General features: G+C 71.7%; 25 protein-coding genes. 12 read left to right on the forward strand and 13 right to left on the reverse strand.

What is annotated here, in order from left to right:
• Positions 1–110 precede the first annotated feature (110 nt).
• From ASC98_RS04340 to ASC98_RS04370, 7 genes are read right to left on the reverse strand one after another with little or no spacing between them, the layout of a single operon-like run.
• Positions 111–500, reverse strand: a complete 390-nt coding sequence (locus ASC98_RS04340; RefSeq protein WP_056806035.1) for a SirB2 family protein — start codon at positions 498–500, stop codon at positions 111–113.
• 4 nt (positions 501–504) lie between these two features.
• Positions 505–1,698, reverse strand: coding sequence for an NnrS family protein (locus ASC98_RS04345; RefSeq protein ID WP_056806039.1), 1,194 nt, complete (start codon positions 1,696–1,698; stop codon positions 505–507).
• Complete coding sequence (locus ASC98_RS04350; protein WP_157598246.1) at positions 1,689–2,795, reverse strand: hypothetical protein; 1,107 nt, start codon at positions 2,793–2,795, stop codon at positions 1,689–1,691. The genes ASC98_RS04345 and ASC98_RS04350 overlap by 10 nt, the downstream gene beginning before the upstream one ends.
• Positions 2,792–3,124 carry a metal-sulfur cluster assembly factor gene (locus ASC98_RS04355; RefSeq protein WP_056806324.1) on the reverse strand — a complete coding sequence of 111 codons (333 nt, stop codon included), beginning with the start codon at positions 3,122–3,124 and terminating at the stop codon, positions 2,792–2,794. The genes ASC98_RS04350 and ASC98_RS04355 overlap by 4 nt, the downstream gene beginning before the upstream one ends.
• The gene (locus tag ASC98_RS04360) at positions 3,121–3,588 is read right to left on the reverse strand and encodes an Rrf2 family transcriptional regulator (protein WP_056806327.1); all 468 of its coding nucleotides are present in this window, start codon (positions 3,586–3,588) and stop codon (positions 3,121–3,123) included. The genes ASC98_RS04355 and ASC98_RS04360 overlap by 4 nt, the downstream gene beginning before the upstream one ends.
• On the reverse strand, positions 3,585–5,858 hold the full coding sequence (locus tag ASC98_RS04365; protein ID WP_056806041.1) for a nitric-oxide reductase large subunit: 2,274 nt from the start codon (positions 5,856–5,858) through the stop codon (positions 3,585–3,587). The genes ASC98_RS04360 and ASC98_RS04365 overlap by 4 nt, the downstream gene beginning before the upstream one ends.
• A gap of 31 nt (positions 5,859–5,889) precedes the next feature.
• Positions 5,890–6,198: a DUF2249 domain-containing protein gene (locus ASC98_RS04370; protein WP_056806044.1), complete on the reverse strand. Its 309-nt coding sequence runs from the start codon at positions 6,196–6,198 to the stop codon at positions 5,890–5,892.
• 216 nt (positions 6,199–6,414) lie between these two features.
• Between ASC98_RS04370 and nirK the strand changes: the two genes are divergently transcribed.
• From nirK to ASC98_RS04385, 3 genes are read left to right on the forward strand one after another with little or no spacing between them, the layout of a single operon-like run.
• A complete protein-coding gene (gene nirK / locus ASC98_RS04375; protein ID WP_056806045.1) occupies positions 6,415–7,905 on the forward strand; it encodes a copper-containing nitrite reductase in 1,491 nt (496 codons plus the stop codon).
• Position 7,906: 1 nt separating this feature from the next.
• The gene (locus ASC98_RS04380) at positions 7,907–8,701 is read left to right on the forward strand and encodes a formylglycine-generating enzyme family protein (protein WP_056806047.1); all 795 of its coding nucleotides are present in this window, start codon (positions 7,907–7,909) and stop codon (positions 8,699–8,701) included.
• Positions 8,701–9,261: an SCO family protein gene (locus ASC98_RS04385; RefSeq protein WP_056806049.1), complete on the forward strand. Its 561-nt coding sequence runs from the start codon at positions 8,701–8,703 to the stop codon at positions 9,259–9,261. Before ASC98_RS04380 ends, ASC98_RS04385 begins: the two co-directional genes overlap by 1 nt.
• A gap of 3 nt (positions 9,262–9,264) precedes the next feature.
• Here ASC98_RS04385 and ASC98_RS04390 read toward each other — a convergent pair whose 3' ends face one another.
• From ASC98_RS04390 to napE, 5 genes are read right to left on the reverse strand one after another with little or no spacing between them, the layout of a single operon-like run.
• The gene (locus ASC98_RS04390) at positions 9,265–9,927 is read right to left on the reverse strand and encodes a NapC/NirT family cytochrome c (protein WP_056806051.1); all 663 of its coding nucleotides are present in this window, start codon (positions 9,925–9,927) and stop codon (positions 9,265–9,267) included.
• A 13-nt stretch (positions 9,928–9,940) separates the two neighbouring features.
• Positions 9,941–10,408: a nitrate reductase cytochrome c-type subunit gene (locus ASC98_RS04395; protein WP_082542255.1), complete on the reverse strand. Its 468-nt coding sequence runs from the start codon at positions 10,406–10,408 to the stop codon at positions 9,941–9,943.
• 31 nt (positions 10,409–10,439) lie between these two features.
• Positions 10,440–12,935 (reverse strand): periplasmic nitrate reductase subunit alpha, encoded by a 2,496-nt coding sequence (gene napA, locus ASC98_RS04400; RefSeq protein ID WP_056806052.1) that lies wholly within the window; start codon positions 12,933–12,935, stop codon positions 10,440–10,442.
• On the reverse strand, positions 12,889–13,206 hold the full coding sequence (locus tag ASC98_RS04405; protein ID WP_235581164.1) for a chaperone NapD: 318 nt from the start codon (positions 13,204–13,206) through the stop codon (positions 12,889–12,891). The genes napA and ASC98_RS04405 overlap by 47 nt, the downstream gene beginning before the upstream one ends.
• A gap of 2 nt (positions 13,207–13,208) precedes the next feature.
• Positions 13,209–13,367, reverse strand: coding sequence for a periplasmic nitrate reductase, NapE protein (gene napE / locus ASC98_RS04410; RefSeq protein WP_056806057.1), 159 nt, complete (start codon positions 13,365–13,367; stop codon positions 13,209–13,211).
• A 278-nt stretch (positions 13,368–13,645) separates the two neighbouring features.
• Here napE and ASC98_RS04415 point away from each other — a divergent pair, with 278 nt between their 5' ends.
• From ASC98_RS04415 to ASC98_RS04430, 4 genes are all read left to right on the forward strand, one after another.
• A complete protein-coding gene (locus ASC98_RS04415) occupies positions 13,646–14,287 on the forward strand; it encodes a hemerythrin domain-containing protein (RefSeq protein WP_056806060.1) in 642 nt (213 codons plus the stop codon).
• A 4-nt stretch (positions 14,288–14,291) separates the two neighbouring features.
• Positions 14,292–15,326: a S1C family serine protease gene (locus tag ASC98_RS04420; protein WP_056806063.1), complete on the forward strand. Its 1,035-nt coding sequence runs from the start codon at positions 14,292–14,294 to the stop codon at positions 15,324–15,326.
• 110 nt (positions 15,327–15,436) lie between these two features.
• On the forward strand, positions 15,437–16,195 hold the full coding sequence (locus ASC98_RS04425; RefSeq protein ID WP_056806065.1) for a winged helix-turn-helix domain-containing protein: 759 nt from the start codon (positions 15,437–15,439) through the stop codon (positions 16,193–16,195).
• A gap of 16 nt (positions 16,196–16,211) precedes the next feature.
• Positions 16,212–18,317, forward strand: a complete 2,106-nt coding sequence (locus ASC98_RS04430) for a PAS domain S-box protein (protein ID WP_056806068.1) — start codon at positions 16,212–16,214, stop codon at positions 18,315–18,317.
• On the opposite strand, the gene ASC98_RS04435 is transcribed toward ASC98_RS04430, so the two are convergent.
• Entirely contained in the window at positions 18,274–19,071 is a 798-nt protein-coding gene (locus ASC98_RS04435; protein ID WP_235581165.1) for a Crp/Fnr family transcriptional regulator, read from the reverse strand. The two genes, ASC98_RS04430 and ASC98_RS04435, sit on opposite strands and share 44 nt — an antisense overlap.
• 255 nt (positions 19,072–19,326) lie before the next feature.
• Between ASC98_RS04435 and ASC98_RS04440 the strand changes: the two genes are divergently transcribed.
• Genes ASC98_RS04440 through ASC98_RS04460 form a run of 5 tightly spaced genes read left to right on the forward strand, consistent with a single transcriptional unit; the run spans position 19,327 to position 24,879 of the window.
• On the forward strand, positions 19,327–20,787 hold the full coding sequence (locus ASC98_RS04440; protein WP_082542268.1) for a basic amino acid/polyamine antiporter: 1,461 nt from the start codon (positions 19,327–19,329) through the stop codon (positions 20,785–20,787).
• Positions 20,788–20,804: 17 nt separating this feature from the next.
• Positions 20,805–22,034 carry an arginine deiminase gene (locus tag ASC98_RS04445; RefSeq protein ID WP_056806335.1) on the forward strand — a complete coding sequence of 410 codons (1,230 nt, stop codon included), beginning with the start codon at positions 20,805–20,807 and terminating at the stop codon, positions 22,032–22,034.
• 19 nt (positions 22,035–22,053) lie between these two features.
• Positions 22,054–23,052, forward strand: coding sequence for an ornithine carbamoyltransferase (gene argF, locus ASC98_RS04450; RefSeq protein WP_056806076.1), 999 nt, complete (start codon positions 22,054–22,056; stop codon positions 23,050–23,052).
• On the forward strand, positions 23,049–23,981 hold the full coding sequence (locus ASC98_RS04455) for a carbamate kinase (protein WP_056806079.1): 933 nt from the start codon (positions 23,049–23,051) through the stop codon (positions 23,979–23,981). The genes argF and ASC98_RS04455 overlap by 4 nt, the downstream gene beginning before the upstream one ends.
• A gap of 43 nt (positions 23,982–24,024) precedes the next feature.
• Positions 24,025–24,879 carry a universal stress protein gene (locus tag ASC98_RS04460; protein ID WP_056806081.1) on the forward strand — a complete coding sequence of 285 codons (855 nt, stop codon included), beginning with the start codon at positions 24,025–24,027 and terminating at the stop codon, positions 24,877–24,879.
• Positions 24,880–24,905: the final 26 nt, after the last annotated feature.

The raw sequence follows: 24,905 nt of genomic DNA on the forward strand, positions 1-24,905 counted from the left end.
GCTTGATGGGGGTCAAGCACGGGGCGCTTGCGCACGTGGCTTGACGGCGCTCAAGTCGTGCAGGCGGCGGTGTTCCGCCTGGCCGGCGCCTGAGCCAGGGCCTGTTGACGCTACGCGAGCGACAGCACCCCGAGCGGGCTCTTGGTGATCGCGACCGACACGATGTAGCCGAAGCACAGCAGCGCCGCGATCCACGCGGCGGCGCGCCAGCGCCACGGCAGCCCCGGGCGCAGCGCGACGACGCCCAGCCCGATGTAGAGCACGAGGCCGGCCACCTTGGCGGCCAGCCAGGGCGCCGAGCCGGGGTGGATGCGCAGCATCCACGCGAGCGTCAACGCCGACAGCAGCAGCACCGAATCGACCAGGTGCGGCAGCGAGCGCGCGGCGCGGCCGCGCACCCAGCCGGCGCCGGCCAGCGCGGCGATGCCCCGCACGAAGAAGCCGGCGAACGACAGCGCCACGGCACCCTGGTGGATCAGCTTGACGGTGGCGTAGTCCATGGGGTCAACCGGCACGGCCGTCGAGCCGCGCACGAACGAGGAACGGTGCGTAGTGAATCACGAACAGCCCGAACCCCGCCGACCACAGCGCGGCCGAGGCCAGCACCGCCGCCAGCGTCCACGCCGGCCAGGCCCACGGCAGCAGCACGCGCAGCAGCGCGGCGCCCAGCACCAGCAGGTAGCAGGCGACGTCGATGCGGTCGGCGCGCAGCGGCCGGCCGGTGTGGCCGCGGCTGGTGCGGGTCATCATGCCGATCACCAGGCCGCCGAGGGCGCCGGCGGTCAGCGCATGGGTCGCGAGCGACGGGCTGGTCCAGCCGAGCGCGGCGCAGGCGCGCAGCGCCAGGTGCAGCGGGATCCACGCATACGCGGCGTGCAGCACCCACACCAGCGGCGTGCGCAGCGTCTTCCACGGCCGCCACAGCGCCCAGCGCAGCGCATGCGCCAGCGCGCCGAGCAGCGCGACGCCCACCAGCGCGAGCGGCGGCAGCGGCAGCAGGTCGACCACCAGCAGCGCCAGCACCGCGCCCAGCGCGACCCGCTCGACGCGCGGCTCGCGCTGCGCGCCGGCACCCGGCACGCCGTTGTTGGTGAACATCGGCACCACCCGGCCGGCCATCACCGCCATGATGAACAGCATCGCGTCGAGTGCGACCTGCAGGCTGCCGAGCGCCGGCCGGTCCAGCAGGCCGAGCTGCGACAGGTGCATCGAGAAGTTCGCCGCGCCCAGCAGCAGGAGCAGGCCGACGAAGAAGTAGTTGCGCCGGTTGCGCGCGGCATGGAACGGAACGGCCAGCGCGATGGCCGCGGCCGGCGCGAACGCGCTGTCCACCAGCGCGGCGGTCCAGCCGAACGGCGTCAGCACCAGCACGCGCCCGGCCACCCACAGCAGGGCCAGCGCGGCCAGGCCGCCGCCGGTCGGGGTCGGCCGGTCGGTCCAGTTGCGGCCGGCGGTGAACAGGAAGCCCACCACCACCGCCAGCGCGAAGCCGAACAGCATCTCGTGCGCATGCCACACCGGCCCGGACAGGTAGGGGCGCGGCAACCAGCCGGCGAACTGCAGCGCCCACAGGCCGATCGACAGCGATGCGAAGCCGCCGGCCAGCAGGTAGAACGGCCGGAAGCCGAGCGCCCACAGCGCGAAGCTGCGCGGGTCGACGCGGGCGGTGCGGGGATCTTCGAGTGGAATCAGCGGCATCGTGGCCTCCGATGCAAGGGGCGGTGCCAGGCCAGTGCCGAACCGGCCAGGGTCACCATGAACAGCGCGAGCGCGGCGGCATTCAGGGCCGTGCCGACGCTGCGCCAGGAAGGATCGACCAGGCTGCCCGGCAGGCGCAGCAGCAGCGAGCCGTGCAACAGGGCCAGCGGCAGGTAGAACCACGGGCCGAAGCGCAGTTTCACCCGCGCGACCGCCGGCAGGATCACCGGCGCGTGGCCCATCACCATGCTGAAGATGAACCCCAGCCCGAGCGCATGCAGCGCCCAGTCGCGGCCCGGGCAACCCCAGGCGACGCCGATCCATGCCACGCCAGCCACCGCGAGCCACACGTAGCCGGCCAGCAGGCTCACCGCCATGTAGCGGGCCAGGCCATGCGCATGCCAGGTGCGGCGGGCGATGTCGTAGCGCAGCAGCCACAGCGCCAGCGCGACCAGCGTGCCGCCGTACAGCACGCCGGCTTCGAACGGCCGGCGGCCGGTCAGGGCCGCGGCGGCCAGCAGGCTCAGCAGCAGGGCCACCAGCACGGCCTGCGCCGCCGGGCGGTGGCGCATCAGCCGGGCCATCTCCAGGCGCTCGGCCGCGACGGTCAGCACGATGAACGCAAACCACCACGGCAGCGTCGCCTCGGTGGGCTGGCCGAGCGCGAACAACAGGTTGCCGACCAGCCACGCAACGGCCGCGGGCAGCAGCAGCGCCGAATGCACGGCCCACTGGCGTGCCGACACCGCGGTGCTGGCGCCGACGAACACCGCGGCCGCGGCCACGCCCAGCCAGCCGCCCACGGTGTCCAGGCCGGCCAGCAGCGCGAGGCTGCCCAGCCCCGAGGCCCACGGCGCGACGAAGGCCCAGCCTTGCTTCAGCGCGACCGCACGCTCGATCGCGATCGTGGTGCCGAGCAGGCCCGACAGCATCAGCGCGGCATGCTGGCCGAGTGCCAGCCGCCCGAGGCCTTCCGGCAGCCAGGCCGCCTGCAGCCAACCGGCGCGCAGCAGCCCGGCGGCCACCGCGGCCACCAGCGACACCGCGACCAGCAGCGCCAGGCCCAGCCGGGCGAGACCCGATGCCTGCGCGTTCACCGCTGCAGGAAGCGGCGGGCCCGCTCGCTCATCCGGTCCGGTGTCCATGCCGGTTCCCAGCACACCTCGACCGCGATCGCACAGCCGGCCGGCAGCACCCGGTCGAGTTCGTTCTCGACGTCTTCGACGATCAGGTCGATCACCGGGCAGGCCGGCGACGTCATCGTCATCCGCACTTGCGCGCCGGCGTCGTCCACCTGCAGACGGTAGACCAGGCCCAGGTCGGTGATCGACAGCGCGAGCTCGGGGTCGACGACCCGCGCCAGTGCGGCCAGCAACGGCTCGCGCAACGCCTCGGGGCCGTCGAAGTCGATGGGGGCGGCGTTCATGCGCACCCCGCCTGCAGCGCGGCGGGCGGCGACCGCACGAACAACACCTCGGCGAGCGCCGGCGCGTTGCGGACCAGGTCGGCCAGCGTGCTGCGGTCGAGCGCGGCGTAGAAGGCCTCCAGCGCGTCGTGCAGCACGCCCCGCAGCGCGCACACCCGCGCGATGCGGCAGGCGTCGGGCTGCTGGCCGAAGCAGTCGCCAGGGCGGGTCTGGGCCTCGGTCGCCCGCACCACCGTGCCGACGCCGATCTCGGCGGCCGGCCGGCCCAACGCGATGCCGCCGCCGCGTCCGCGCACGGTGCTCAGCCAGCCGTGCTGGCCGAGGAACCAGACCACCTTGGTCAGGTGGTGGGCCGAGATGCCGAACGAGCCGGCGATCTCGCGGATCGTGACCTGCCGGCCGGGCTTCGCCGCGAGGTAGATCAGCACGCGCAGGCTGTAGTCGGTGAAGCCGCTGAGCCTCATGGCCGCACCGCCCGCGCGGACGGCACGGCCGCCGCGTCGGCGGCCGGGCGGCGCAGCAGCCGCCACGCATACACCGCCAGCAGCAGCGCGCCGCCGGCGAACACCACGTCGCCGGGCACGCGCAGCCACACCAGCGTTTCCATCACCTTCGAATGCACGACGGCCGGCGAGCGCGCGAACCACATGCCCTGGTCGATGCTGGCCCAGGCCTGCCAGATGCCAGCCGGCAGCAGCGACAGGAACACCATCATCGCGAGGCCTGCATTCATGCCCCACCACGCCGGTGCCAGCAGGCGGTCGGCATGCAGGTGCCGCGCATACAGCCCGCGCAGGCAGAACAGCATCAGCCCGATGCCGAGCATGCCGTAGACGCCGAACAGCGCCGCATGCCCGTGGGCGGCCGTCATGTTCAGGCCCTGCACGTAGTACAGCGAGGCCGGCGGGTTGATCGCGAAGCCGAGCACGCCGGCGCCGACCGTGTTCCAGAACCCCACCGCGACGAAGCACATGATCGGCCAGCGGTAGGCCGCCAGCCACGGCGCGCGCTGCGAACGGCGCCAGGTCTGCAGGGCCTCCAGACCGAGCATCGCGAGCGGCACGACCTCGAGCGCGGAGAACACCGCGCCGACGGCGATCACCGAGGTCGGCGTGCCGGTGAAGTACAGGTGGTGCAGCGTGCCCAGGATGCCGCCGAACAGGAACACGATGGTCTCGGCGACGATCGCGCGGTTGGCGCTCGCGGCGCAGACCAGGCCCAGCCGCGTGAAGATCAGCGCGACCACCGCGGTGGCGAAGACCTCGAAGAAGCCTTCGACCCACAGGTGCACCAGCCACCAGCGCCAGTACTCGACCATCGAGTAGTGGGTGTGCTGGCCCCACATCAGCGAACTGGAATAGAAGCCGCCGATGCAGGCCGCCGACAGGAACACCATCGCGATCAGGCCGCGGGTCTCCGACGGCTTCTTCAGCGCCGGCCACAGTGCGCGGCCGAGCAGCAGCAGCCAGAACAGCAGGCCGACGAACAGCAGCAGCTGCCAGACGCGGCCCATGCTGGTGAATTCGAGACCCTGGTTGCCGATCCAGAAGCTGAAGTCCACGCCGCGGTGCTGCAGCGTGCCGAGCCAGCCGGTGGCGGTGGAGCCGACCACGATGGCGATCAGCGCCCAGAACAGCACGTCGACGCCGAGCTTCTGGAAGCGCGGTTCGGCGCCGGACAGCAGCGGGGCGATGTACAGGCCGGTGGCCAGCCAGGCGGTGGCGATCCAGAAGATGCCGACCTGCGTGTGCACGGTGCGGCTCACGACATACGGCAGCACCTCGGCCAGCGGGAGGCCGAAGAACGCATCGCCCTCGACCGCGTAGTGGGCCGTGATGGCGCCCATGCCGATCTGCAGCAGCAGCAGGCCCACCACCGCGAAGAAGTACTTGCGGGTCGCCTTCATCGACGGGGTGGCCGCCACCTGCAGGAAGGGGTCGGCGGCCGGCGGCACCGGATCGGCCTCGTGCTCGCGGCTGCCGTGGAACCAGACCATCGCGGCGATGCCGGCGATCAGCAGCACGATGCTCGCCATCGACCACATGGCCGCGGTGCCGGTCAGCGTGTTGCCCACCAGCGGCTCGTGCGGCCAGTTGCTGGTGTACGACAGGGCGGTCTCGCCGGGGCGGTCGGTGGCCGCGGCCCACGAGCTCCAGAAGAAGAAGGCCGTCAGCGCCTGGCGGTCGGCGGCGTCGGGAACGCTGCCGGCGCGCATCGCGTACTGGCTGCGCAGCCCGGCCAGCGCCGGGTCGCTGCCGAACAGGCTGTCGTAGTGGCTCGCGACGCGCCGGATCGCCAGCGCGCGGTCGTTCGACACCTTCAGCACGCCGCTCGTCTCGTCGTAGCCGTTGTGCCGCATCTCCTCGCGCAGGGTGACGCCGATCGCGGCGCGGTCCGCGCTCGACAGCGTCGGTTGCGCCTGCACGTGCTGGTCGAGGCGAAGCGCCTGCAGCGCCGACGCCTCGCGGTGCAGCCAGTCGGCCGACCAGTCGGGCGCCACGTAGGCGCCATGGCCCCAGACCGTGCCTTGCTGCTGGCCGCCCGAGGCGAGCCAGACCTGCTGGCCGGCCTGGATCTGCGCGCCGGTGAACAGCGTGCGGCCGTCGGCATCGACCACCGAGGCGGGAATGGGAGGGGCCGCCAGGTGGATCTGGTAGCCGAGGAAGCCGAGCGCGCCGAAGGACAGCACGAAGATCAGTGCCAGCCAGCGCCACAGGCGATGCGAGGGGTTCATGGAATGCTCCTTGGGGAAACCTGGGGAGGGATCAGGCCGCGCCGCCGCAGCCGCCGCAGCAGCCGCCGGCGGCATGGCGGTCCGGCACGGCCTGCCGGGTGATGCGCACGCGCCAGAGGGCGGGACCCGCCTGCACGTACTCCCAGCTGAAGGCGCCGGGCATCTCGGCGTGGAACTGGTGCTGCAGCGGCTGCGGGTCGTGGTCGTTCACCAGCTGCATCGACCTGCCGACCGGCAGCTTCCTGAAGGTCGAGAAGATCAGCGCGTGGCGTTCGTGCCGCGGGATCGGGCGGACGTCGATGACGGCAAGGGACGGGGCGGAAACCTGGGACGGGGACATGCGGGAATCTCCTGGCGTGGATGCGTTGCACGATAGATGCATGGCAGATGCATCTATCGTAGGAGGGCGACCGCGGCAGGGTCTTGACGCAAATCAATGCGGCATCGACGACGCGGCCGCTGTCGCCTTCCTTGACGGAACACAAACCCTCGCCGGCGACGCGCCCCTACTGTCATGCCGTCCCGATGGAGGGACGCATCCGTACCGGATCACAGCATGACCAACATCCTCAAGACAGCGACGGCCGCCGCACTGCTGGCCTGCACCCTGGGCCTGGCGCACGCCGCGGGCACGGCGCAGAAAGCGGTGCCGAAAACCGGCGACTTCGGCCCGCCCCAGGGCGCGCCCATCCACGCGGTGCTGACCAGCCCGCCCAACGTGCCGCCGCCGATCCATCGCAGCACGCCCGCCAAGGTCATCGTCGAGCTCGAGGTGATCGAGAAGGAGATGCAGATCTCCGAAGGCGTGTCGTACACGTTCTGGACCTTCGGCGGCACCGTGCCCGGCAGCTTCATCCGCGTGCGCCAGGGCGACACGGTGGAGTTCCACCTGAAGAACCACCCGGGCAGCAAGATGCCGCACAACATCGACCTGCACGGCGTCACCGGCCCCGGCGGCGGGGCGGCGTCCAGCTTCACCGCGCCGGGCCATGCGTCGCAGTTCACGTTCAAGGCGCTCAACGAAGGCATCTACGTCTACCACTGCGCCACCGCGCCGGTGGGCATGCACGTGGCCAACGGCATGTACGGCCTGATCCTGGTCGAGCCGCCGCAGGGGCTGCCGAAGGTGGACCACGAGTACTACGTGATGCAGGGCGACTTCTACACCGGCGGCAAGTACCGCGAGAAGGGGCTGCAGCCGTTCGACATGGAGAAGGCCATCGACGAGCGGCCGACCTACGTGCTGTTCAACGGCGCCGAAGGTGCGCTGACCGGCGACAAGGCGATCACCGCGAAGACCGGCGAGACGGTGCGGCTGTTCGTCGGCAACGGCGGGCCGAACCTGGTGTCCAGCTTCCACGTGATCGGCGCCATCTTCGACGAGGTGCGCTACGAGGGCGGCAGCAACGTGCAGAAGAACGTGCAGACCACGCTGATCCCGGCCGGCGGCGCGGCGGTGGTGAAGTTCACGACCCGCGTGCCCGGCAGCTACGTGCTGGTCGATCATTCGATCTTCCGCGCGTTCAACAAGGGTGCGCTGGCGATCCTGAAGGTCAGCGGGCCGGAGGACAAGTCGCTGTACTCCGGCAAGGAACTCGACTCGGTGTACCTGGGCGACCGCTCGCAGCCGAACATGAACGCGGTCGCCACCGCGACGCAGGCGGCCGCCGCCGGCACCTTGACGCTGCAGGACCAGGTGCGTGCCGGCGAGTCGCTGTTTGCCGGGACCTGCTCGGTGTGCCACCAGGCGAACGGTGCCGGCCTGCCGGGCGTGTTTCCGCCGCTGGCACGGTCCGACTACCTCGCGTCCGACCCGGCGCGCGCGATCGGCATCGTGCTGCACGGGCTGACCGGCAAGCTGAAGGTGAATGGCGGCGACTACGACTCGGTGATGCCGCCGATGATGCAGCTCAACGACGACGAGGTCGCCAACATCCTCACCTACGTGCTCAACAGCTGGGGCAACCCGGGCGGGCGCATCCTGACCGACGACGTGAAGCGGGTGCGCGCCGCCAGGCCGGTGGCGGCGACGGTCGCCGAGCACTGACGTGGGCACGACGGCCTGGATCGCCGCCGGTGCCTGCTGCATCGCGCTGCCGTGCGCGGCGCAGACGGTGGCGTATGTCGACATTCCGGCCGGCACGCTCGCGAGCGTGCTGGCACGCGATGCGCAGCAGCAGCCGCAAGCCATCGCCGCCTTCGCGATGCGCGCGACGCCGGTGACGGTGGGCGAGCTGCAGCGCTTCGTCGTCGCGCAGCCGCAGTGGCAGCGCGGGCGCGTCGCCACGGTCTTCGCCGATGCCGACTACCTGAGCGGCTGGCGCGACCCGGTCACGCCCGGCGACGGCTGGCGAGCCGACCAGCCGGCCACCGGGCTCAGCTGGTTCGCCGCGCAGGCCTTCTGCGAGGGCGAGGGCGGCAGGCTGCCCAGCTGGCCCGAGTGGGAGTACGTGGCGGCGGCCGACGAGACCCGTGTCGATGCGCGCGCCGACCCCGCGTGGCGCGCGCGCATCCTGGCGTGGTATTCGCGGCCGGCGACGCAGGCGCTGCCGGCCGTCGGCGGCCCACCCAATGCGTATGGCGTGCGCGATCTGCACGGCCTGGTGTGGGAGTGGGTGGACGACTTCAACGCGCTGCTGGTGAACCCCGACAGCCGCTCCGCCGACGACCCCGACAAGCTGCAGTTCTGCGGCGCCGGCGCCATCGACCTGCAACAGCGGGAGAACTACGCGGTGCTGATGCGCGTGGCCCTGCTGTCATCCCTCGACGCCTCGAACAGCACGCGCAGCCTCGGCTTTCGCTGCGTGCGTCCGCAGGCCCCCGTTCTGAAGGAGAAACACTGATGTTGAGAAGAACCTTGCTGGCCACGCTGCTGGCCTGTGCCGCCTCGGCGGGCGCCGCGCCGCGTTGGCCGGGCGATTCGGTCTACCAGCTCGACCTGCCGCTGACCGACCAGGACGGCCGGGCCATCGCGCTCGATGCCGGCCAGGGCCACCCGATGCTGGTCACGATGTTCTACACCTCGTGCCAGTTCGTCTGCCCGATGCTGGTCGACGCGCTGCGCGACACGCAGGCGGCACTGGCCCCGGCCGAGCGCGAACGCATCGGCGTGCTGATGGTGAGCTTCGACCCGGAACGCGACACCGTGCAGGTGCTGCGGCGCACCGCCGACGAACGGGGACTCGATGGCGCGCACTGGACGCTGGCCCGCACCGACGCGGCCGGCGCGCGCAAGCTGGCCGCGCTGCTGGGCATCCGTTTTCGCGCGCTGCCCGACGGCGACTACAACCACACCAGCCTGCTGGTCCTGCTGGATGCGCGCGGCCGCGTCGCCGGGCGCACCACGCGGCTGGGCAGCGCCGACCCGGCCTTCGTGCGGCGGATCCAGGCGCAACTGCGTTGAGCCTCAGCGTGCGGTGGCGGCGCCGGCTTCGGCCTGCGCCGCCTGCTCGGCCTTCGGCACCTGCTGCCCCGGCGTGTCGGTCGGGGCCTCGCCGGGCGGGATGTGCGGCAGCCGGTGCGCGATGCCCTTGTGGCAATCGATGCAGGTCTTGTCCTTGTTGGCCAGGTGGGTCGAGTGCATGGCCTGCGCGCGCACGCTCTGGCGCGTGAAGTCCATCGAGTCGTAGTTGTGGCAGTTGCGGCATTCCAGCGAATCGTTGGCCTTGAAACGGGCCCATTCGTGGCGTGCCAGCTCCAGCCGCTTGGCCTGGAACTTCTCCGGCGTGTCGATGGTGCCGAACACCTTGCCCCAGACCTCCTTCGACGCCTGCATCTTGCGGGCGATCTTGTGGGTCCACTCGTGCGGCACGTGGCAGTTCGAGCACACCGCGCGCACGCCGGAGCGGTTGGTGTAGTGGATGGTGCTCTTCAGCTCGGCGAACACGTTGTCGCGCATCTCGTGGCAGCTGGTGCAGAAGGCCTCGGTGTTGGTGGCCTCCATCGCGGTGTTGAAGGCACCCCAGAACGTCACGCCGGCGATGAAGCCGGCCAGCAGCAGGACGCCCAGGCTGTAGTGCACGCTGGGGCGGGCGAGGATGGTCCAGAAGCGGATCAGCAGGTGGCGCACGGCGGGCCTCCGGTCAGCGGTGGGCGGAGGAGGCGGCTGCCTTGCGCAGCACCGTGTCGACGTCCTCGAAGGTGTTGGCCACCAGCGCACGCACCGGCTCCTGCGCCACGTGGCACTGCTGGCAGAAGTAGCGGCGCGTCGAGATCTGCGCCAGCACCTTGCCGTCGCGGTCGATGTAGTGCGTGACGCTCACCGGCACCGCCTGGCTGAATTCGGTGCGGGCGCGGGCGTGGCAGTCCAGGCACTTGTTGAAGTTGCGGTCGACCTGGTAGCCGTCGACCCGGTGCGGGATGATCGGCGGCTGCATGTCGTAGTTGCGCATGCGGCGCTGGTCGTCGTTGACCGCATTGGCCAGCCGGGGCGGCACCGCGTCGTCGAGGATCGGGGTCGGGCCGCGCATCGCGTCCTGCAGCAGCGGCGGGGCCGCGGCGACCGCCGCGCACGCCAGCGCGCAAGCCAGGGCGCATGACCGCGCCAGCATTCGGAGTGCATTCATGGGTTCTCCCTGCGCCTCACACCGCGGCGACCTTCGCGATGCGCACCGCGCACTTCTTGAAATCGGTCTGGAACGAGATCGGGTCGGTGGCGTCCAGCGTGACCTTGTTGATCAGCTGGCTGGCATCGAACCACGGCACGAACACCAGCCCGCGCGGCGGCTTGTTGCGCCCGCGCGTCTCGACCCGCGTGCGCATCGCGCCGCGGCGCGAGGCGACCTCGATCTCGTCGCCGCGCCGCACGCCCAGCGCCTTCGCGTCGTCCGGGTGCATGAAGCAGACGGCGTTCGGCACCGCGCGGTGCAGCTCGGGCACCCGGCGCGTCATCGAGCCCGAGTGCCAGTGCTCCAGCACGCGGCCGGTGGACAGCCAGAACGGGAAGTCCTTGTCGGGCACCTCCGGCGGCGGCTCGTACGGCAACGCGTAGATCACCGCCTTGCCGTCCGGGTTGCCGTAGAACTGCCAGTCGCTGCCCGGCTTCACGTAGGGGTCCGAGCCTTCCTTGTAGCGCCAGCGCGTCTCCTTGCCGTCGACCACCGGCCAGCGCAGCCCGCGCACCTGGTGGTAGCGGTCGAACGGCGCCAGGTCGTGGCCGTGGCCGCGGCCGAAGGTCGCGTACTCCTCGAACAGTCCCTTCTGCGGATAGAACCCGAAGGCCTTCGCCTCGTCGTTCGCGTAGCCGGCCTCCACCTGCGAGGCCGGGAAGGCGTTGACCTGGCCGTTCTCGAACAGCACCTGGAACAAGGTCTTGCCGCGGTACTCCGGCTTCTTCGCGATCAGCTCGGCCGGCCAGACCTCCTCGATCCTGAAGCGCTTGGAGAACTCCATCAGCTGCCACAGGTCGGACTTCGCCTCGCCGGGCGCGCCGACCAGCTGGTGCCAGAAGTGCGTGCGCCGCTCGGCATTGCCGTAGGCGCCTTCCTTCTCGACCCACATCGCGGCCGGCAGGATCAGGTCGGCCGCCAGCCCGGTGACGGTCGGGTAGGCGTCGGACACCACGACGAAGTTGTCGGGGTTGCGGTAGCCCGGGTAGCCTTCCTGCGTCAGGTTGGCGCCGGCCTGCATGTTGTTGTTGACCATCACCCAGTAGGCGTTGAGCTTGCCGTCCTTGAGCATGCGGTTCTGCAGCACCGCGTGGTAGCCGGGCACGTCGGGGATGGTGCCGTCGGGCAGCTTCCAGATCTCTTCGGCGTGCGCGCGGTGCTTGGGGTTGGTGACCACCATGTCGGCCGGCAGCCGGTTCGCGAAGGTGCCGACCTCGCGCGCGGTGCCGCAGGCCGACGGCTGGCCGGTCAGCGAGAACGGGCTGTTGCCCGGCGTCGCGATCTTGCCGGTGAGCAGGTGGATGTTGTAGACCATGTTGTTCGCCCAGACCCCGCGGGTGTGCTGGTTGAAGCCCATGGTCCAGAACGACATCACCTTCACCTTCGGGTCGGCGTACAGCTCGGCCAGCGCCTGCAGGCGGTTCTTCGGGACGCCGCTCAACTTCGCGGTGTACTCGAGGTCGTAGGTGGAGACGAACTTCGCGAACTCGTCGAAGCTCATCGGCTTCGAGCCGCCGGCGGCGTTGGCGTTCTTCGCCGCCTTCTGCAGCGGGTGCTCCGGCCGCAGGCCGTAGCCGATGTCGGGGTTGCCGAGCCTGAACGTGGTGTGCTTCTCGACGAACGAGCGGTTCACCCGGCCGGTCGAGATGATGTAGTGCGCGATGTAGTTCAGGATCGCCAGGTCGGTCTGCGGCGTGAAGGTGAGGTCCAGGTCGGCCAGCTCGTACGAGCGGTGCTCGAAGGTCGACAGCACCGCCACCTTGACGTCCTTGCCGGTGAGGCGCCGGTCGGTCACGCGCGTCCACAGGATCGGGTGCATCTCGGCCATGTTCGAGCCCCACAGCACGAACGCGTCGGCGGCCTCGATGTCGTCGTAGCAGCCCATCGGCTCGTCGGCGCCGAAGGTGCGCATGAAGCCGACGGCCGCCGAGGCCATGCAGTGGCGGGCGTTCGGGTCGAGGTTGTTCGAGCGGAAGCCGGCCTTCATCAGCTTCAGCGCGGCATAGCCTTCCCACACCGTCCATTGCCCGGAGCCGAACATGCCGACCGCGGTCGGCCCCTTCTCCTTCAGCACCCGCTTGAACTGCCGCGCCATCTCGTCGAAAGCCTGGTCCCAGGAGACGTGCTGGAACTCGCCGTCCTTCGCGTACTTGCCGTCCTTCATGCGCATCAGCGGGCGCGTCAGCCGGTCCTCGCCGTACATGATCTTCGACAGGAAGTAGCCCTTGACGCAGTTCAGGCCCTTGTTGACCTCGGCCTCGAGGTCGCCGTGCGTCGCGACGACGCGGTTGTCCTTGACCGCGACGGTGACGCCGCAGCCGGTGCCGCAGAAGCGGCACGGGGCCTTGGACCACTTCAGCTCGGCGTTGTCGGTCGGGGTGGCCGCCAGGCCGGGCAATGGCAGGCCGGCGACCGCACCGGCGCTAGCCGCCGCCGTCTGCCGGATGAAGTCCCTGCGGGCGATCGGCATCGGAAATCTCCTCGTTCATGGAATCCAGGGTGTCGGCATGCTGGTAGACCAGCGCTGCCGACAGGACGCCGTCGGTGCGCTGGATCTGCTGCACCAGCGCGACCATCTGCGCGGCGCCGTCGGCTTCCAGCGTGACGACCAGCTTGCCGTTGGCGCCCACTGCATGGACGACGGCCTGCGGCAGGGTCGACAGCGTCGCCGCCAGCGCGGCGGCGCGAGCCGGCGTCGAATGGACGACCAGGCTCGCGATGTGAAGCTCGGGGGGGTGCACGCTCAACTCCCGGGCGGGCCGGCGAAGAGCTGGTAGATCCACACGAGGAAGCCGTAGCCGCCGACGACGCCGACCGCCAGCACCGGTGCGATCACCGCCAGCGACACGAGCAGCACGGTGCGCTCCTGCCGCTTCGTCGGGACGTCGGAAGCCTTGTTCATGGTGTTCTCCCTCGTCCGGCCGGCGCCTGCCGGGCCGCCCGCGTGAACGGCTGCGGGTGTACTCCCGCCGATCGGGCTTGTCAATTTCATCCGCACGAGGATAGGCAGGAACACCGATGCGCCGTTTGACGAATGTCAAAGGAACACCGATCCGCCGCTTGATGAAAGTCAAGCTTTCCCGCCACGCCCACGTGCCGCATCGCGGCGTTGACGCGCATCAAGGCACGTCGGCCGGCGCGGCGCGAAGCTGGAGGCCTTACGTCGGCCGGGACCCTGCCATGCAACACGCTGCCGTGCGCGTCATCCTCGAAGAGCACAGCGCCATGTCGGCGATGCTGCGCTCGATCAGCCTGCTGCTGGCCGACCACCGGCGCCGCGGCAGCCTGCCGGACTTCGGCGTGCTGCGCGCGATGCTGTTCTACGTCGACGAGTTCCCCGAGCGCCTGCACCATGCGAAGGAGAGCGAACTGCTGTTCCCGCTGCTGCGGCAGCGCACGACCGAAGGCGACGCGGTGCTGGACCGGCTCGACCGCGAGCACGCCGACGGCGAGCGCGCGATCCGCGTGCTGGAGCACGAACTGCTCGGCTTCGAGATGATGGCCGACACCGTCCAGTTGAGCGTGCGCCGCGATCGCTTCGAGCAGGCCATGCTGCGCTACATCGACTTCTACCTGGCGCACATCCGGGCCGAGGAGGCCGAGGTGCTGCCGCTCGCCGAGCGCGTGCTGACGGCCGATGACTGGGCCGCGCTGGACAGCGCGTTCTGCGCCAACCGCGACCCGCTGACCGGCCATCAACCGGATGACCACTACCGCCATGTCTTCAAGAAGATCCTGTGGGCCCTGCCGCCGCCGCTGGGCATCGGGCCGGCCATCTGCGACAACCACGGCCACGGCCACCGGCCGCCCGGCGGGCGCTGACGGGGTGCGGCGCCTGCTCGGCACGCTGCTGCTGGCCGCCGGGCTGGCCGGCTGCGCCGCGCCGTGGCCGTCGCCCGCGCCGGCCGCGGGCTTCGCGGCGGCGGTGAGCCGCGGCGGCGCGTTCGCGGTCGGCGTCTACGGCATCGGCGCGGACGATGCGGCGGACGCCGACGAGGCCTCGCTGCCGCGCGGCGACGAACTCGCGCCGTGGAGCACCGCCGAGCTGCCGGCGCGCATCGGCGCCGGTTTCTTCATCGACGAGGGCGGGGCGGTCGTGACCGCCGCGCACGTGGTGGCCGGTGCCGGCCAGGTGCTGGTGAAGCTGCCCGACCAGCGCGTCAGCGCGGCGCGCGTGCGGGCGATGGACCGCGACATGGACATTGCGCTGCTCGAGCTGGCTGCGGCGCCTTCCGTGGCACCGGTGTTCGCGCGCTCGGCCGCGCTGCGCGCCGGCGACTGGGTGCTCGCCATCGGCGAGCCGTACGGCCTGAACCGGTCGGTGGTGGCGGGCATCGTCGGCGGCCGTGCGCGGCATTTCGCGGAGGACGGCGAGGTGCTGTTCATCCAGAGCGACCTGACGCTGAACCCCGGCAACTCCGGCGGGCCGCTGCTGGATGCCCGCGGCGCGATCGTCGGCATGAGCCTGCGCACGGTGGTCGGCCCGTACGGCACCTCGGGCGTCAGCCTGTTCATGCCGATCGAGGTGGTGCAGCAGGTGGTGGCCGAACTGCGCAGCGACGGTGCCGCGCCCCGGCCGCGGCTGGGCGCCGGCTTCGAGGACGTGTCGCCGCTCGCGGCCTGGCACGCCGGCCGGCCGGATGCGCGGGGGGCCTTCGTCAACGCGGTGGCGCGCGGCAGCGTCGCGGCGTCGCTCGGCCTGCGCGTCGGCGACATCGTGGTCGGCATGAACGGCCGGGCCCTCGGCGACAGCGGCGACTTCGTGCGCGCGCTGCTGTCGTGGCGCACGCTGGCGGGCACGCGGCTGACGGTGTTCCGCGCCGGCGGCTACCTGGAGCTGCGCAGCGCGGCACCGCGCTGAGGCCGTGCGGTTCCGCAGGCGGGCAGGGGGCTCGGCCACGACTCCGCCGCGTATAGTGCTGCGGGCGGCTGGGAGGGCAGGCCGCCGACCGCGCAGCAAAGGGGCATTTCGTGACATCGCAGGGGGTTCCGCAGCACATCGCCGTGCTGGACGACGAGGTGGACATCACCCAGTTGCTCGCCAACTACCTCGGCGGCCAGGGTTTCCGCGTCTCGCAGGTCCACCAGGGCCGGGCGCTCGATGCCCTGATGTCGCTCGATCCGCCGTCGCTGGTGCTGCTGGACCTCGGACTGCCGGGCGAGGACGGTTTCGCGATCGCGCGCCGGCTGCGCGAGCACCACCAGTGCGGGCTGATCATCATCACCGGCCGCGGCGATGCGGTCGACAAGGTCGTCGGGCTGGAGATCGGCGCCGACGACTACGTGACCAAGCCGTTCGACCTGCGCGAGCTGCTCGCGCGGATCAAGTCGGTGCTGCGGCGCGTCGCCGCCCCGGCGGTCGCCGCCGTCGCCGCGCCGGCCGCGGCGCCCGCGGCCGCGCGAGGGCCGGCCGAGCGCCTGCGTTTCCTCGACTGGGAGCTCGACCTCGCCGCGCGCCGGCTGGCCAACCGCGCCGGCGTCGAGGTGGCGCTGACCAGCGGCGAGTTCGACCTGCTGAGCGTGTTCGTGCGCCACCCGGGCCGCGTGCTGTCGCGCGACTTCCTGCTCGAAAGCACGCGCGGGCGCGAGGCGGCGCCGTTCGACCGCACGATCGACGTGCAGGTCGGGCGCCTGCGCAAGAAGCTCGAAGCCGATCCCGAAAGCCCGCAGCTGATCAAGTCGGTGCGCAGCGCCGGCTACATGCTCGCGGTGCCGGTGGTGGGCGCCTGAACGACGGAGCCTTGTCATGCCACCGCACCGCCCGCCGCCGACGCCCGAAGAAGGGCGCCTGTTCCGGTCGCTGTTCTCCGCCTATCCCGATGCGCTGCTGCTGGTCGATGCGCAGGGTCTGATCGTGCGGGCCAACCCGGCGGCAGCCGCGCTGCTCGGCTACCAGGTGGAAGAACTCGTCGGCCTGCCGGTCGATGCGCTGGTGCCCGACAGCATCCGCCCGCGCCATGCGGCCTACCGCGGCGCCTACGGCATGAGCCCGAAGCCGCGCCCGATGGGCACGCAGCTGGAGCTGACCGCGCGGCGCAAGGACGGCAGCGAGGTGATCGTCGAGATCGCGCTGAGCCCGGTGCAGGACGACGGCCTGCCGTTCGTCGTCGCGGCGATCCGCGGCATCGCTGCGTACCCGCGGGTGCAGCAGGCGCTGCAGCAGGCCCGCTACAGCGAGCACGTCGCCAAGCTCGCGCGGCTGGCCGTCGACACCCGCGACCCGCAGGCGCTGCTGCGCCAGGTGCCGCAGATCGCCGCCGAGGGGCTGCAGGTCGAGACGGCAGTGGTCTACCTGCTGGAGCCGGACCGCATCGAATTCCGGCTCGCGGCCGGCGTCGGGCTGGGCGGCGACGAGGTCGAGGGGCGCCGCGTGCCGAACCGGCCCGACACGCCGCCGGGCTTCGTGCTCTGCGAGGGCCGGCCGGTGGTGGTCTCCAACTATGCGCGCGAGACGCGCTTCAAGGTGCCGCCGGACTTCCTGGCGAGCGGGCTGGTCAGCGGGCTGGGCGTGCCGCTGTCCGAACGCGGCAGCATCGTCGGCGTGCTCGCGGTGCGCAGCCGCGAGGCGCGCCGTTTCGGCGACGACGAGCTGCGCTTCCTCGATTCGCTGTCCAGCCTGCTGGCCGCCAGCCTGCAGCGCGTGCAGACCGAGGACCAGCTGAACCATGCCCAGCGCATGGAAAGCGTCGGCCAGCTGACCGGCGGCATCGCGCACGACTTCAACAACCTGCTGACCGTGATCCAGGGCAACCTGCAGGTGCTCGAGTACGAGCCGCAGGTCGCCGACGAGCCGCGGCTGCAGCAGATGCTGGGGGCCGCCACGCGGGCCGCGAAGCGCGGCGCCGAACTCACCGGCAAGCTGCTCGCGTTCTCGCGCCGCCAGCGCCTGGTGCCCACGCGCGTGGAGCCGGCGCTGCTGCTGCACTCGCTGGCCGACATGCTGCACCGCACGCTCGACGAGCGGGTGCAGATCGTCGTCGACGCGCCCGACGGCTGCCCCGGCTGCCGCGCCGACCCCGGCCAGCTCGAATCGGCCTTGCTCAACATCGCGATCAATGCACGCGATGCGATGCCCGACGGGGGCACGCTGTCGTTCGCCTGCCGTCCCTGCCGGCGCGTGCCGGCGCCGCTGGTGGCCGAGCTGGGCGAGGCGGCGCGGCGCGACGACGGCTTCGTCGAGATCAGCGTCTCGGACACCGGGCACGGCATGTCCGAGGCGGTGCGCGACCGCGCCTTCGAGCCGTTCTTCACGACCAAGGAGGCCGGCCGCGGCACCGGGCTCGGACTGAGCACGGTGTACGGCTTCGCCAGGCAGTCGAACGGCGCGGTGGCGCTCGATTCGGCGCCGGGCGCCGGCACGCGGGTCACGCTGTACCTGCCGCGCTTCGACCTGCCGAGCCTCGCCGAGGCGCGGGGCGAGGCGCCGGCCGCGTTGCCGCCCGGCCTGCGCGTGATGGTGGTGGAAGACGATCCGGAGGTGCTGGCGGTGTGCCGCAACTTCCTGCTCGCGCTGAAGTGCGAGGTGACGGCCCACGCGAGCGCCGAGCCGGCGCTCGCCGCGCTGGAGCAGGCGCAGCCGATCGACCTGCTGCTCAGCGACGTGATCCTCGGCGCCGGCCTGCGCGGCACCGACCTCGCGCGCCGGGCGACCGTGCTGCGGCCGGCGCTGGCAGTGCTGCTGATGTCGGGCTATTCGTCCGAGGCGATGGTCGGCGACGGCCTCGGCCTGCCGTGGGAGCTGCTGCGCAAGCCCTACTCGCGCGAGGAGCTGTCCGACGCGATGGTGCGTGCGTTGGTCCGGGCCGCGGTCACTGCAGCACCCGCGACGCCGGCGTCATCGCCGCCTGGATGAACGACGCGAGCGCCTCGGTGCTCGCGATGCACAGGTCGCGCCGGCCCTTCTCGGTGAAGCGGATCACGTTGCTGCGCGCCATGCGCGACAGCGCGCGGCTGACGCTCTCGAGCGTCATGCCGAGGTAGTTGCCGATCTCGGCACGCGTCATGCGCAGCGTGATCTGGTCGGCGCGCAGGCCGCGCTGCGACAGCGACTCGGCCCAGTAGCGCAGGAAGTCGGCGACGCGCGCATCGGCCGGCAGCGTGCCCAGCGACAGCAGCGAGTCGCGGTCGCGCGAGATCTCGCGGCTCATCGCGGCGTGCAGCAGGCCGAGCAGCGCCGGCTGGCGGGCCGCGGCGAGCAGCAGCGTGTCGTAGCGCACCGACCAGACCTCGCCGGTGTCCATCGCGATCGCATCGCAGCCGTACTGGCCGTGCGCGATGCCGTCGAAGCCCATCCAGTCGCCCTTGAAGTGCAGGCCGACGACCTGCTCGCGACCGTCGGCCGCGACGTTCAGCGTCTTGAAGAAGCCGGAATTGATGATGTAGAGGCACTGGAACCCCTGACCGCCCTGGAACACCGTGTCGCCGGCATGCACGATGCGGCGTTGCACCTCGACCGAGTCGGCCAGCAGCTTCAGCGATTCGTTGACCCGGGCGCACACCGTGCCGGCATCGGGGCGGGCCATGCTGCGCGAGGGCGCCGGCAGGGCGGACGTCGTCGGCATCGGCGGGCGGCTGGCGGACTCGGCGTGCAGCGTGGCGGTGTGCATGGAAGGTTCCTGGCTTGTTTCGTGGAATGAGCGAGAGCTTAGGAATCGCCTGTCAATGCAGCGCGACCGGGCGGGATCGCTGGGTATCGCTGGGTAACAGCGCGTGAACCGTTTGTGTCCGCTCGGTATCAGGCGCGCTGGCGATGCGCGGCACGGCGCCTGACGCGTCGATGGCTTGACGGGCATCAAGGCCGGCGCGGCCGTCCCCACTAGGCTGACTGCCTGCCCGATCGAGGGCTTTTGCAGGAGGTCGCCATGTCCACCGTCGTTGCCCCCCCGCCGCCCCGCCGGCGCCTGCCGGCCGCTGCAGGCGCGTCCGGCCGCGGGTTGCCGCTGGGGGCCCTGGCGAGCCTGGTGATCGGCTCGATGATCGGCTCGGGCGTGTTCTCGCTGCCGCAGAACATGGCGGCCGGCGCAGGTGCCGGCGCGATCCTGATCGGCTGGGGCATCACCGCGCTGGGCATGCTGTCGCTCGCGACGATGTTCCTGCAACTCGCGCAGGCCGAGCCCGGCGTGGCCGGCGGCGTGTACGGCTACGCCCGGGCCGGCTTCGGCGATTTCATCGGCTTCCAGTCGGCCTGGGGCTACTGGCTGTCGGCGCTGATCGGCAATGCCGGCTACCTGATCGTGATCGTCGCGGCGCTGTCGAACCTGCTGCCGGCGCTGGGGCTGGGTGCGGGCAACACCGGGGTGGGCGTCGCGCTCGCGTCGGCGCTGCTGTGGGCGTACCACGCGCTGGTGCTGCGCGGGGTGCGCACCGCCGCCGCCGTCAACACGCTGGTGACGCTGTCGAAGCTCGTGCCGCTGCTGATGTTCGTGGCGCTGGTCGCGCTGGCGTTCAAGGTGCAGGCCTTCTCGCTGTCGATGTGGGGCGATCCGAAGCTCGGGCCGGTGTTCGAGCAGGTGCGCTCGACGATGCTGGTCACGGTGTGGGCCTTCATCGGCATCGAGGGCGCGTCGGTGTTCTCCGGCCGCGCGCGCAGTGCCGGCGATGTCGGCCGCGCGACGATGATCGGCTTCGGCGCGACGCTCGCGCTGTACATGGCGATCACGCTGCTGTCGCTGGGCGTGGTGCCGCAGGCCGCGCTGGCGCAGATGGCCAACCCGTCGATGGCCGGCGTGCTGCAGCAGGTGGTCGGGCCGTGGGGCGCGGCGCTGGTGAACCTCGGGCTGCTGGTCTCGGTCGGCGGCGCGATGCTCGCGTGGACGCTGCTCGGCGCCGAGGTGCCGTACAGCGCCGCGAAGGAAGACGTCTTCCCGGCCGGCCTGGCCCGCGAGAACCGCCGGCAGTCGCCGGTCGCCGCGCTGTGGTGGAGCAACGGCATCGTGCAGGCGGTGCTGCTGCTGTCGCTGTTGGCCGGCAACGCCTACCTGGCGCTGATCAAGCTCGCCACCTCGACCATCCTGCTGCCTTACCTGCTGTGCGCGCTGTTCGCGCTGCGGCGCGGCACGGCCTCGCGCGGGCTGCTGCTGACCGGCGCGGTCGCGACGGTCTACAGCGCGTGGCTGGTCTACACGGCCGGGCCGGTGTACCTGTTGTTGACCGCCCTGGTGTACGCGCCGGGGCTGGTGGTGCATGCGCTGGCGCGGCGGCGCCGGGGCCTGCCGGTGTATTCGGGGGCGGGCGAGCAGGTGGGGGCCGTGCTGCTGCTCGCGGTGGCGTTCGTGACGCTCTGGCTGATCGCCGGCGGCACGCTGGACCTGCAGAAGATCTGAGAGGCGTGGACAAGGCGATGAACTGGGGCGTGCATTCGGAAATCGGGAGGTTGCGCAGCGTGCTGGTGTGCCGGCCGGGGCTGGCGCAGCAGCGGCTGACGCCGGACAACTGCCGCGCGCTGCTGTTCGACGACGTGCTGTGGGTCGAACGCGCGCAGCGCGACTTCGCGCACTTCGTGTCGGAGATGACGCGCCGCGGCGTCGAGGTGCTGGAGCTGCACGACCTGCTGGCCGAGACGCTGGCGCAACCCGAGGCCCGGCGCTGGGTGCTGCAGCAGCGGGTCGTCCCCGACAGCGTCGGCCTGGGCATGCTGGACGACCTGCAGGCGGCGCTCGCCGAGTTGCCGCCGGCGCGGCTGGCGGAGCTGCTGATCGGCGGCATGACCAAGGCGGAGCTGCCGTTCCGGCCGAACGGCTTGCTGGGCCCGTACCTGGACCTGCACGACTTCGTGCTGCCGCCGTTGCCGAACAGCCTGTTCACGCGCGACGCGAGCAGCTGGCTGTACGGCGGCGTCGTGCTGAACCCGATGTTCTGGCCGGTGCGCCGGGGCGAGACCTTGCTGAAGGCGGCGGTGTACCGCTTCCATCCGCGTTTCGTGAATGGCGGCTTCGAGACCTGGTGGGGCGGCGAGGTGCGCGACCACGGGATGGCGACGCTGGAAGGCGGCGACCTGATGCCGCTCGGCCGCGGCGTGCTGCTGGTGGGCATGGGCGAGCGCAGCAGCCCGCAGGCGGTGGTGCAGCTGGCGCACCGCCTGTTCGAGCACGGCGCGGCGCGGCGGGTGATCGCCGCGCAGATGCCGCGGGCGCGGGCGGCGATGCACCTGGACACGGTGTTCACGCCGTGTTCGCGCGAGGTGGTCACCTATTTCCCCGAGGTGGTGGACCGCATGGTGTGCCACGAGCTCGAGCCCGGCCCGCGCGGCGGGGCACCGCGCATCCGAACGCTGGCCGGCCAGCACCTGCTGGACGTGGTGAGCGCGGCGCTGGAGCTGCCGGCGCTGAACGCCATCGCGACCGGCGGCGACGACTTCGAGAGCGCGCGCGAACAGTGGGACGACGGCAACAACGTGCTGGCGCTGGAGCCGGGCGTCGTGATCGGCTACGACCGCAACACGCACACCAACCGGCGGTTGCGCGCGGCGGGGATCGAGGTGATCGAGATCCCGGGCGGCGAGCTCGGGCGCGGACGGGGCGGGGCGCACTGCATGAGCTGCCCGCTGAGCCGCGATGCGGTGGTGTTCTGAACGCGCAGGGAGACGCAACATGGCCTACAACCTGAAGAACCGCAACCTGCTGTCGCTCGACGAGCTGAACGCCCGCGACCTCCAGCACCTGCTGGAGATGTCGCACGAGCTCAAGCGCGCGAAGGCGGCCGGCACCGAGCAGCCGACGCTGCGCGGGCGCAACATCGCGCTGATCTTCGAGAAGTCGTCGACGCGCACCCGCTGCGCGTTCGAGGTCGCGGCGCATGACCAGGGGGCGCACGTCTCGTTCATCGGCCCGGGCGATTCGCAGCTCGGCGAGAAGGAGAGCGTGAAGGACACCGCCCGGGTGCTGGGCCGGCTGTACGACGCGATCGAGTACCGCGGCTTTGCGCAGCAGACCGTGCAGGAGCTGGCCGCGCATGCGGGCGTGCCGGTCTACAACGGCCTGACGAACGAATTCCACCCGACGCAGGTGCTGGCCGACCTGATGACGATGCAGGAGCAGTGCGACAAGCCGCTGCGCGAGATGCGGGTGGCCTACCTGGGCGACGCGCGCTACAACATGGGCGACTCGCTGCTGCAGGGCGCGGCGCTGATGGGCATGGACCTGCGCATCGCGGCGCCTCGCGCGCTGTGGCCGGCGGCCGCGATCCAGGCGCAGTGCGAGGCGCTGGCGCGGGTCAGCGGCGCGAAGCTGAGCTTCACCGAAGCGCCGTTGCAGGCGGTCGAGGGCGTCGATTTCATCTACACCGACGTGTGGGTGTCGATGGGCGAGCCGGAAGCCGCCTGGGCCGAGCGGATCGCGCTGCTGAGGCCCTACCAGGTGAATGCGCGGCTGATGGCGGCGGCGGGGAACCCGGCGGTGAAGTTCATGCATTGCCTGCCGGCCTTCCACAACCGGGCGACGCGGCGCGGCGAAGAGATGTTCCAGCGCTTCGACCTCGACGGGATGGAGGTGACCGAAGAGGTGTTCGAATCGCCGGCCTCGATCGTCTGGGACCAGGCCGAGAACCGCATGCACACCATCAAGGCGCTGCTGGTGGCGACGCTGGCATGAGGATCGTCGCAGCCCTCGGCGGCAACGCACTGATCCGCCGCGGCCAGCCGATGTCGGTGCAGGTCCAGCGCGACAACCTGGTGACCGCCGCCCGCGCCCTCGCACCGCTGGCCGCCGACCACGACCTGGTGATCACGCACGGCAACGGGCCGCAGGTCGGCTGGCTCGCGCTGCAGGCCGCCGCCTGGCAGGACAGCCGCGCCGGTGCCGGCGCCGACGCCACGCCGCTCGACGTGCTGGGCGCCGAGAGCGACGGCATGGTCGGCTACCTGGTCGAGCAGGCCCTCGCCTGCGAGCTCGGCGGCCACCCGATCGCGACGCTGCTCACCCAGGTGCGCGTCGATGCCGACGACCCGGCCTTCTCGGCACCGACCAAGCCGGTCGGCCCCGGCTACCGCCGGCCCGAGGTGCAACTGCTCGCCGCGCGCGGCTGGCAGTTCGCGCCCGACGGCGAGCTCTGGCGGCGCGTCGTGGCGTCGCCGCAGCCCCGGCAGATCGTCGAGCTGCCGGCGATCCGCCACCTGCTGAAGGCCGGCGTCGTCGTGGTCTGCGCCGGCGGCGGCGGCATCCCGGTCGTCGAGCGCGACGGGCTGCTGCACGGCATCGACGCCGTCATCGACAAGGACGCCGCCAGCGCCTTGCTGGCCCGCGAACTGCAGGCCGACATCCTGCTGCTGCTCACCGACGTCGACGGCATCCAGCTCGGCTTCGGCACACCGCAGGCGCACCGCCTCGCCGCCGCCACGCCGCGCTCGCTGCGGCGGCTCGTGCTGCCCGCCGGCTCGATGGGCGCGAAGGCGCTCGCCGCTGCCGGCTTCGTCGAGACCACCGGGCGGCGCGCGGCGATCGGCCGGCTCGACGACGTCGCCGCGCTGCTGGCCGGCACCACCGGCACGCAGGTCACGCGCGACGAGACCGATCTCGGTTGAGGTGCATCAACATGCCGCGGCGGCAGCGGCGTACCGTGGCGGCATGTCGCAACGCCTTGCCACCGTGAACCCGGTCCGCTCGATCCTGATGCTCGCGGACACCTCGCCGCGCACCGTCAGGCGGCTCACGGTGGCGCGCGAACTGGCCGAGCGGCACGACGGCGAGGTCACCGCGCTGTTCGCGGCGACGCCGCTGCACGCCGAATCCGACGGCCGCTTCGGTGCCGTCGCCGCGGCGGCCGCCACGCTCGCCGAACCCGACACGCGCCAGCTCGCGCGCGAACGGCTGCTGCAGGACCTCACCGGCGGCGAGGAACTCTCGCGCGTGCGCTGGGCCGAGGTCGTGCGCGAACCGGTGCTGCAGGCCGTCGTCCAGCATGCGCTGTGCACCGACCTGCTGGTGCTCGGCCAGCGCGACCCGTCGACCGCGGGGCACGACCTGCCGGCCGGCTTCACCGAATCGCTGCTGATCGAGAGCGGCAAGCCCGCGCTGATCGTGCCCGACCGCGGCATCGCGAGTTCCGCGCCCGACTGCGTGCTGATTGCGTGGAAGCCGTCGCGCGAAGCCGCCCGCGCCGTCGCCGCCGCGCTGCCGTTCCTGGCGCAGGCGCGCGAGGTGCACGTGGCGAGCTGGTCGCGCACCGCCGTCGTCGGCGCCGCCGGCGGCCTGGACATCGTCGGCCACCTGAAGGCCCACGGCATCGCGCCCGTCATGCACCAGCGCGGCCACGAGCCGCGTTCGATCGGCGACGAACTGACGGCGCTGGCCGCCGGGGTCGGCGCGCAGTGGCTGGTGATGGGCTGCTACGGCCACGGCCGGCTGCGCGAGCAGGTGCTCGGCGGTGCGACCCGCTCGCTGATGCACACCGCGCGGCTGCCGCTGCTGATGGTTCACTGAGTTCGACCCGCTTCCACCACCCCAAG

Origin of the sequence: Rhizobacter sp. Root1238 (genome assembly GCF_001425825.1) — a bacterium.
Classification (GTDB): domain Bacteria; phylum Pseudomonadota; class Gammaproteobacteria; order Burkholderiales; family Burkholderiaceae_C; genus Rhizobacter.

What these genes read in the sequence shown, in the direction of transcription:
- ASC98_RS04340 (WP_056806035.1), bottom strand. Translation starts at nt 500, where the DNA reads ATGGACTACGCCACCGTCAAGCTGATCCACCAGGGTGCCGTGGCGCTG.
- ASC98_RS04345 (WP_056806039.1), bottom strand. Translation starts at nt 1,698, where the DNA reads ATGCCGCTGATTCCACTCGAAGATCCCCGCACCGCCCGCGTCGACCCG.
- ASC98_RS04355 (WP_056806324.1), bottom strand. Translation starts at nt 3,124, where the DNA reads ATGAACGCCGCCCCCATCGACTTCGACGGCCCCGAGGCGTTGCGCGAG.
- ASC98_RS04360 (WP_056806327.1), bottom strand. Translation starts at nt 3,588, where the DNA reads ATGAGGCTCAGCGGCTTCACCGACTACAGCCTGCGCGTGCTGATCTAC.
- ASC98_RS04365 (WP_056806041.1), bottom strand. Translation starts at nt 5,858, where the DNA reads ATGAACCCCTCGCATCGCCTGTGGCGCTGGCTGGCACTGATCTTCGTG.
- ASC98_RS04370 (WP_056806044.1), bottom strand. Translation starts at nt 6,198, where the DNA reads ATGTCCCCGTCCCAGGTTTCCGCCCCGTCCCTTGCCGTCATCGACGTC.
- nirK (WP_056806045.1), top strand. Translation starts at nt 6,415, where the DNA reads ATGACCAACATCCTCAAGACAGCGACGGCCGCCGCACTGCTGGCCTGC.
- ASC98_RS04385 (WP_056806049.1), top strand. Translation starts at nt 8,701, where the DNA reads ATGTTGAGAAGAACCTTGCTGGCCACGCTGCTGGCCTGTGCCGCCTCG.
- ASC98_RS04395 (WP_082542255.1), bottom strand. Translation starts at nt 10,408, where the DNA reads ATGCTGGCGCGGTCATGCGCCCTGGCTTGCGCGCTGGCGTGCGCGGCG.
- napA (WP_056806052.1), bottom strand. Translation starts at nt 12,935, where the DNA reads ATGCCGATCGCCCGCAGGGACTTCATCCGGCAGACGGCGGCGGCTAGC.
- napE (WP_056806057.1), bottom strand. Translation starts at nt 13,367, where the DNA reads ATGAACAAGGCTTCCGACGTCCCGACGAAGCGGCAGGAGCGCACCGTG.
- ASC98_RS04415 (WP_056806060.1), top strand. Translation starts at nt 13,646, where the DNA reads ATGCAACACGCTGCCGTGCGCGTCATCCTCGAAGAGCACAGCGCCATG.
- ASC98_RS04430 (WP_056806068.1), top strand. Translation starts at nt 16,212, where the DNA reads ATGCCACCGCACCGCCCGCCGCCGACGCCCGAAGAAGGGCGCCTGTTC.
- ASC98_RS04435 (WP_235581165.1), bottom strand. Translation starts at nt 19,071, where the DNA reads ATGCACACCGCCACGCTGCACGCCGAGTCCGCCAGCCGCCCGCCGATG.
- ASC98_RS04440 (WP_082542268.1), top strand. Translation starts at nt 19,327, where the DNA reads ATGTCCACCGTCGTTGCCCCCCCGCCGCCCCGCCGGCGCCTGCCGGCC.
- ASC98_RS04445 (WP_056806335.1), top strand. Translation starts at nt 20,805, where the DNA reads ATGAACTGGGGCGTGCATTCGGAAATCGGGAGGTTGCGCAGCGTGCTG.
- argF (WP_056806076.1), top strand. Translation starts at nt 22,054, where the DNA reads ATGGCCTACAACCTGAAGAACCGCAACCTGCTGTCGCTCGACGAGCTG.
- ASC98_RS04455 (WP_056806079.1), top strand. Translation starts at nt 23,049, where the DNA reads ATGAGGATCGTCGCAGCCCTCGGCGGCAACGCACTGATCCGCCGCGGC.
- ASC98_RS04460 (WP_056806081.1), top strand. Translation starts at nt 24,025, where the DNA reads ATGTCGCAACGCCTTGCCACCGTGAACCCGGTCCGCTCGATCCTGATG.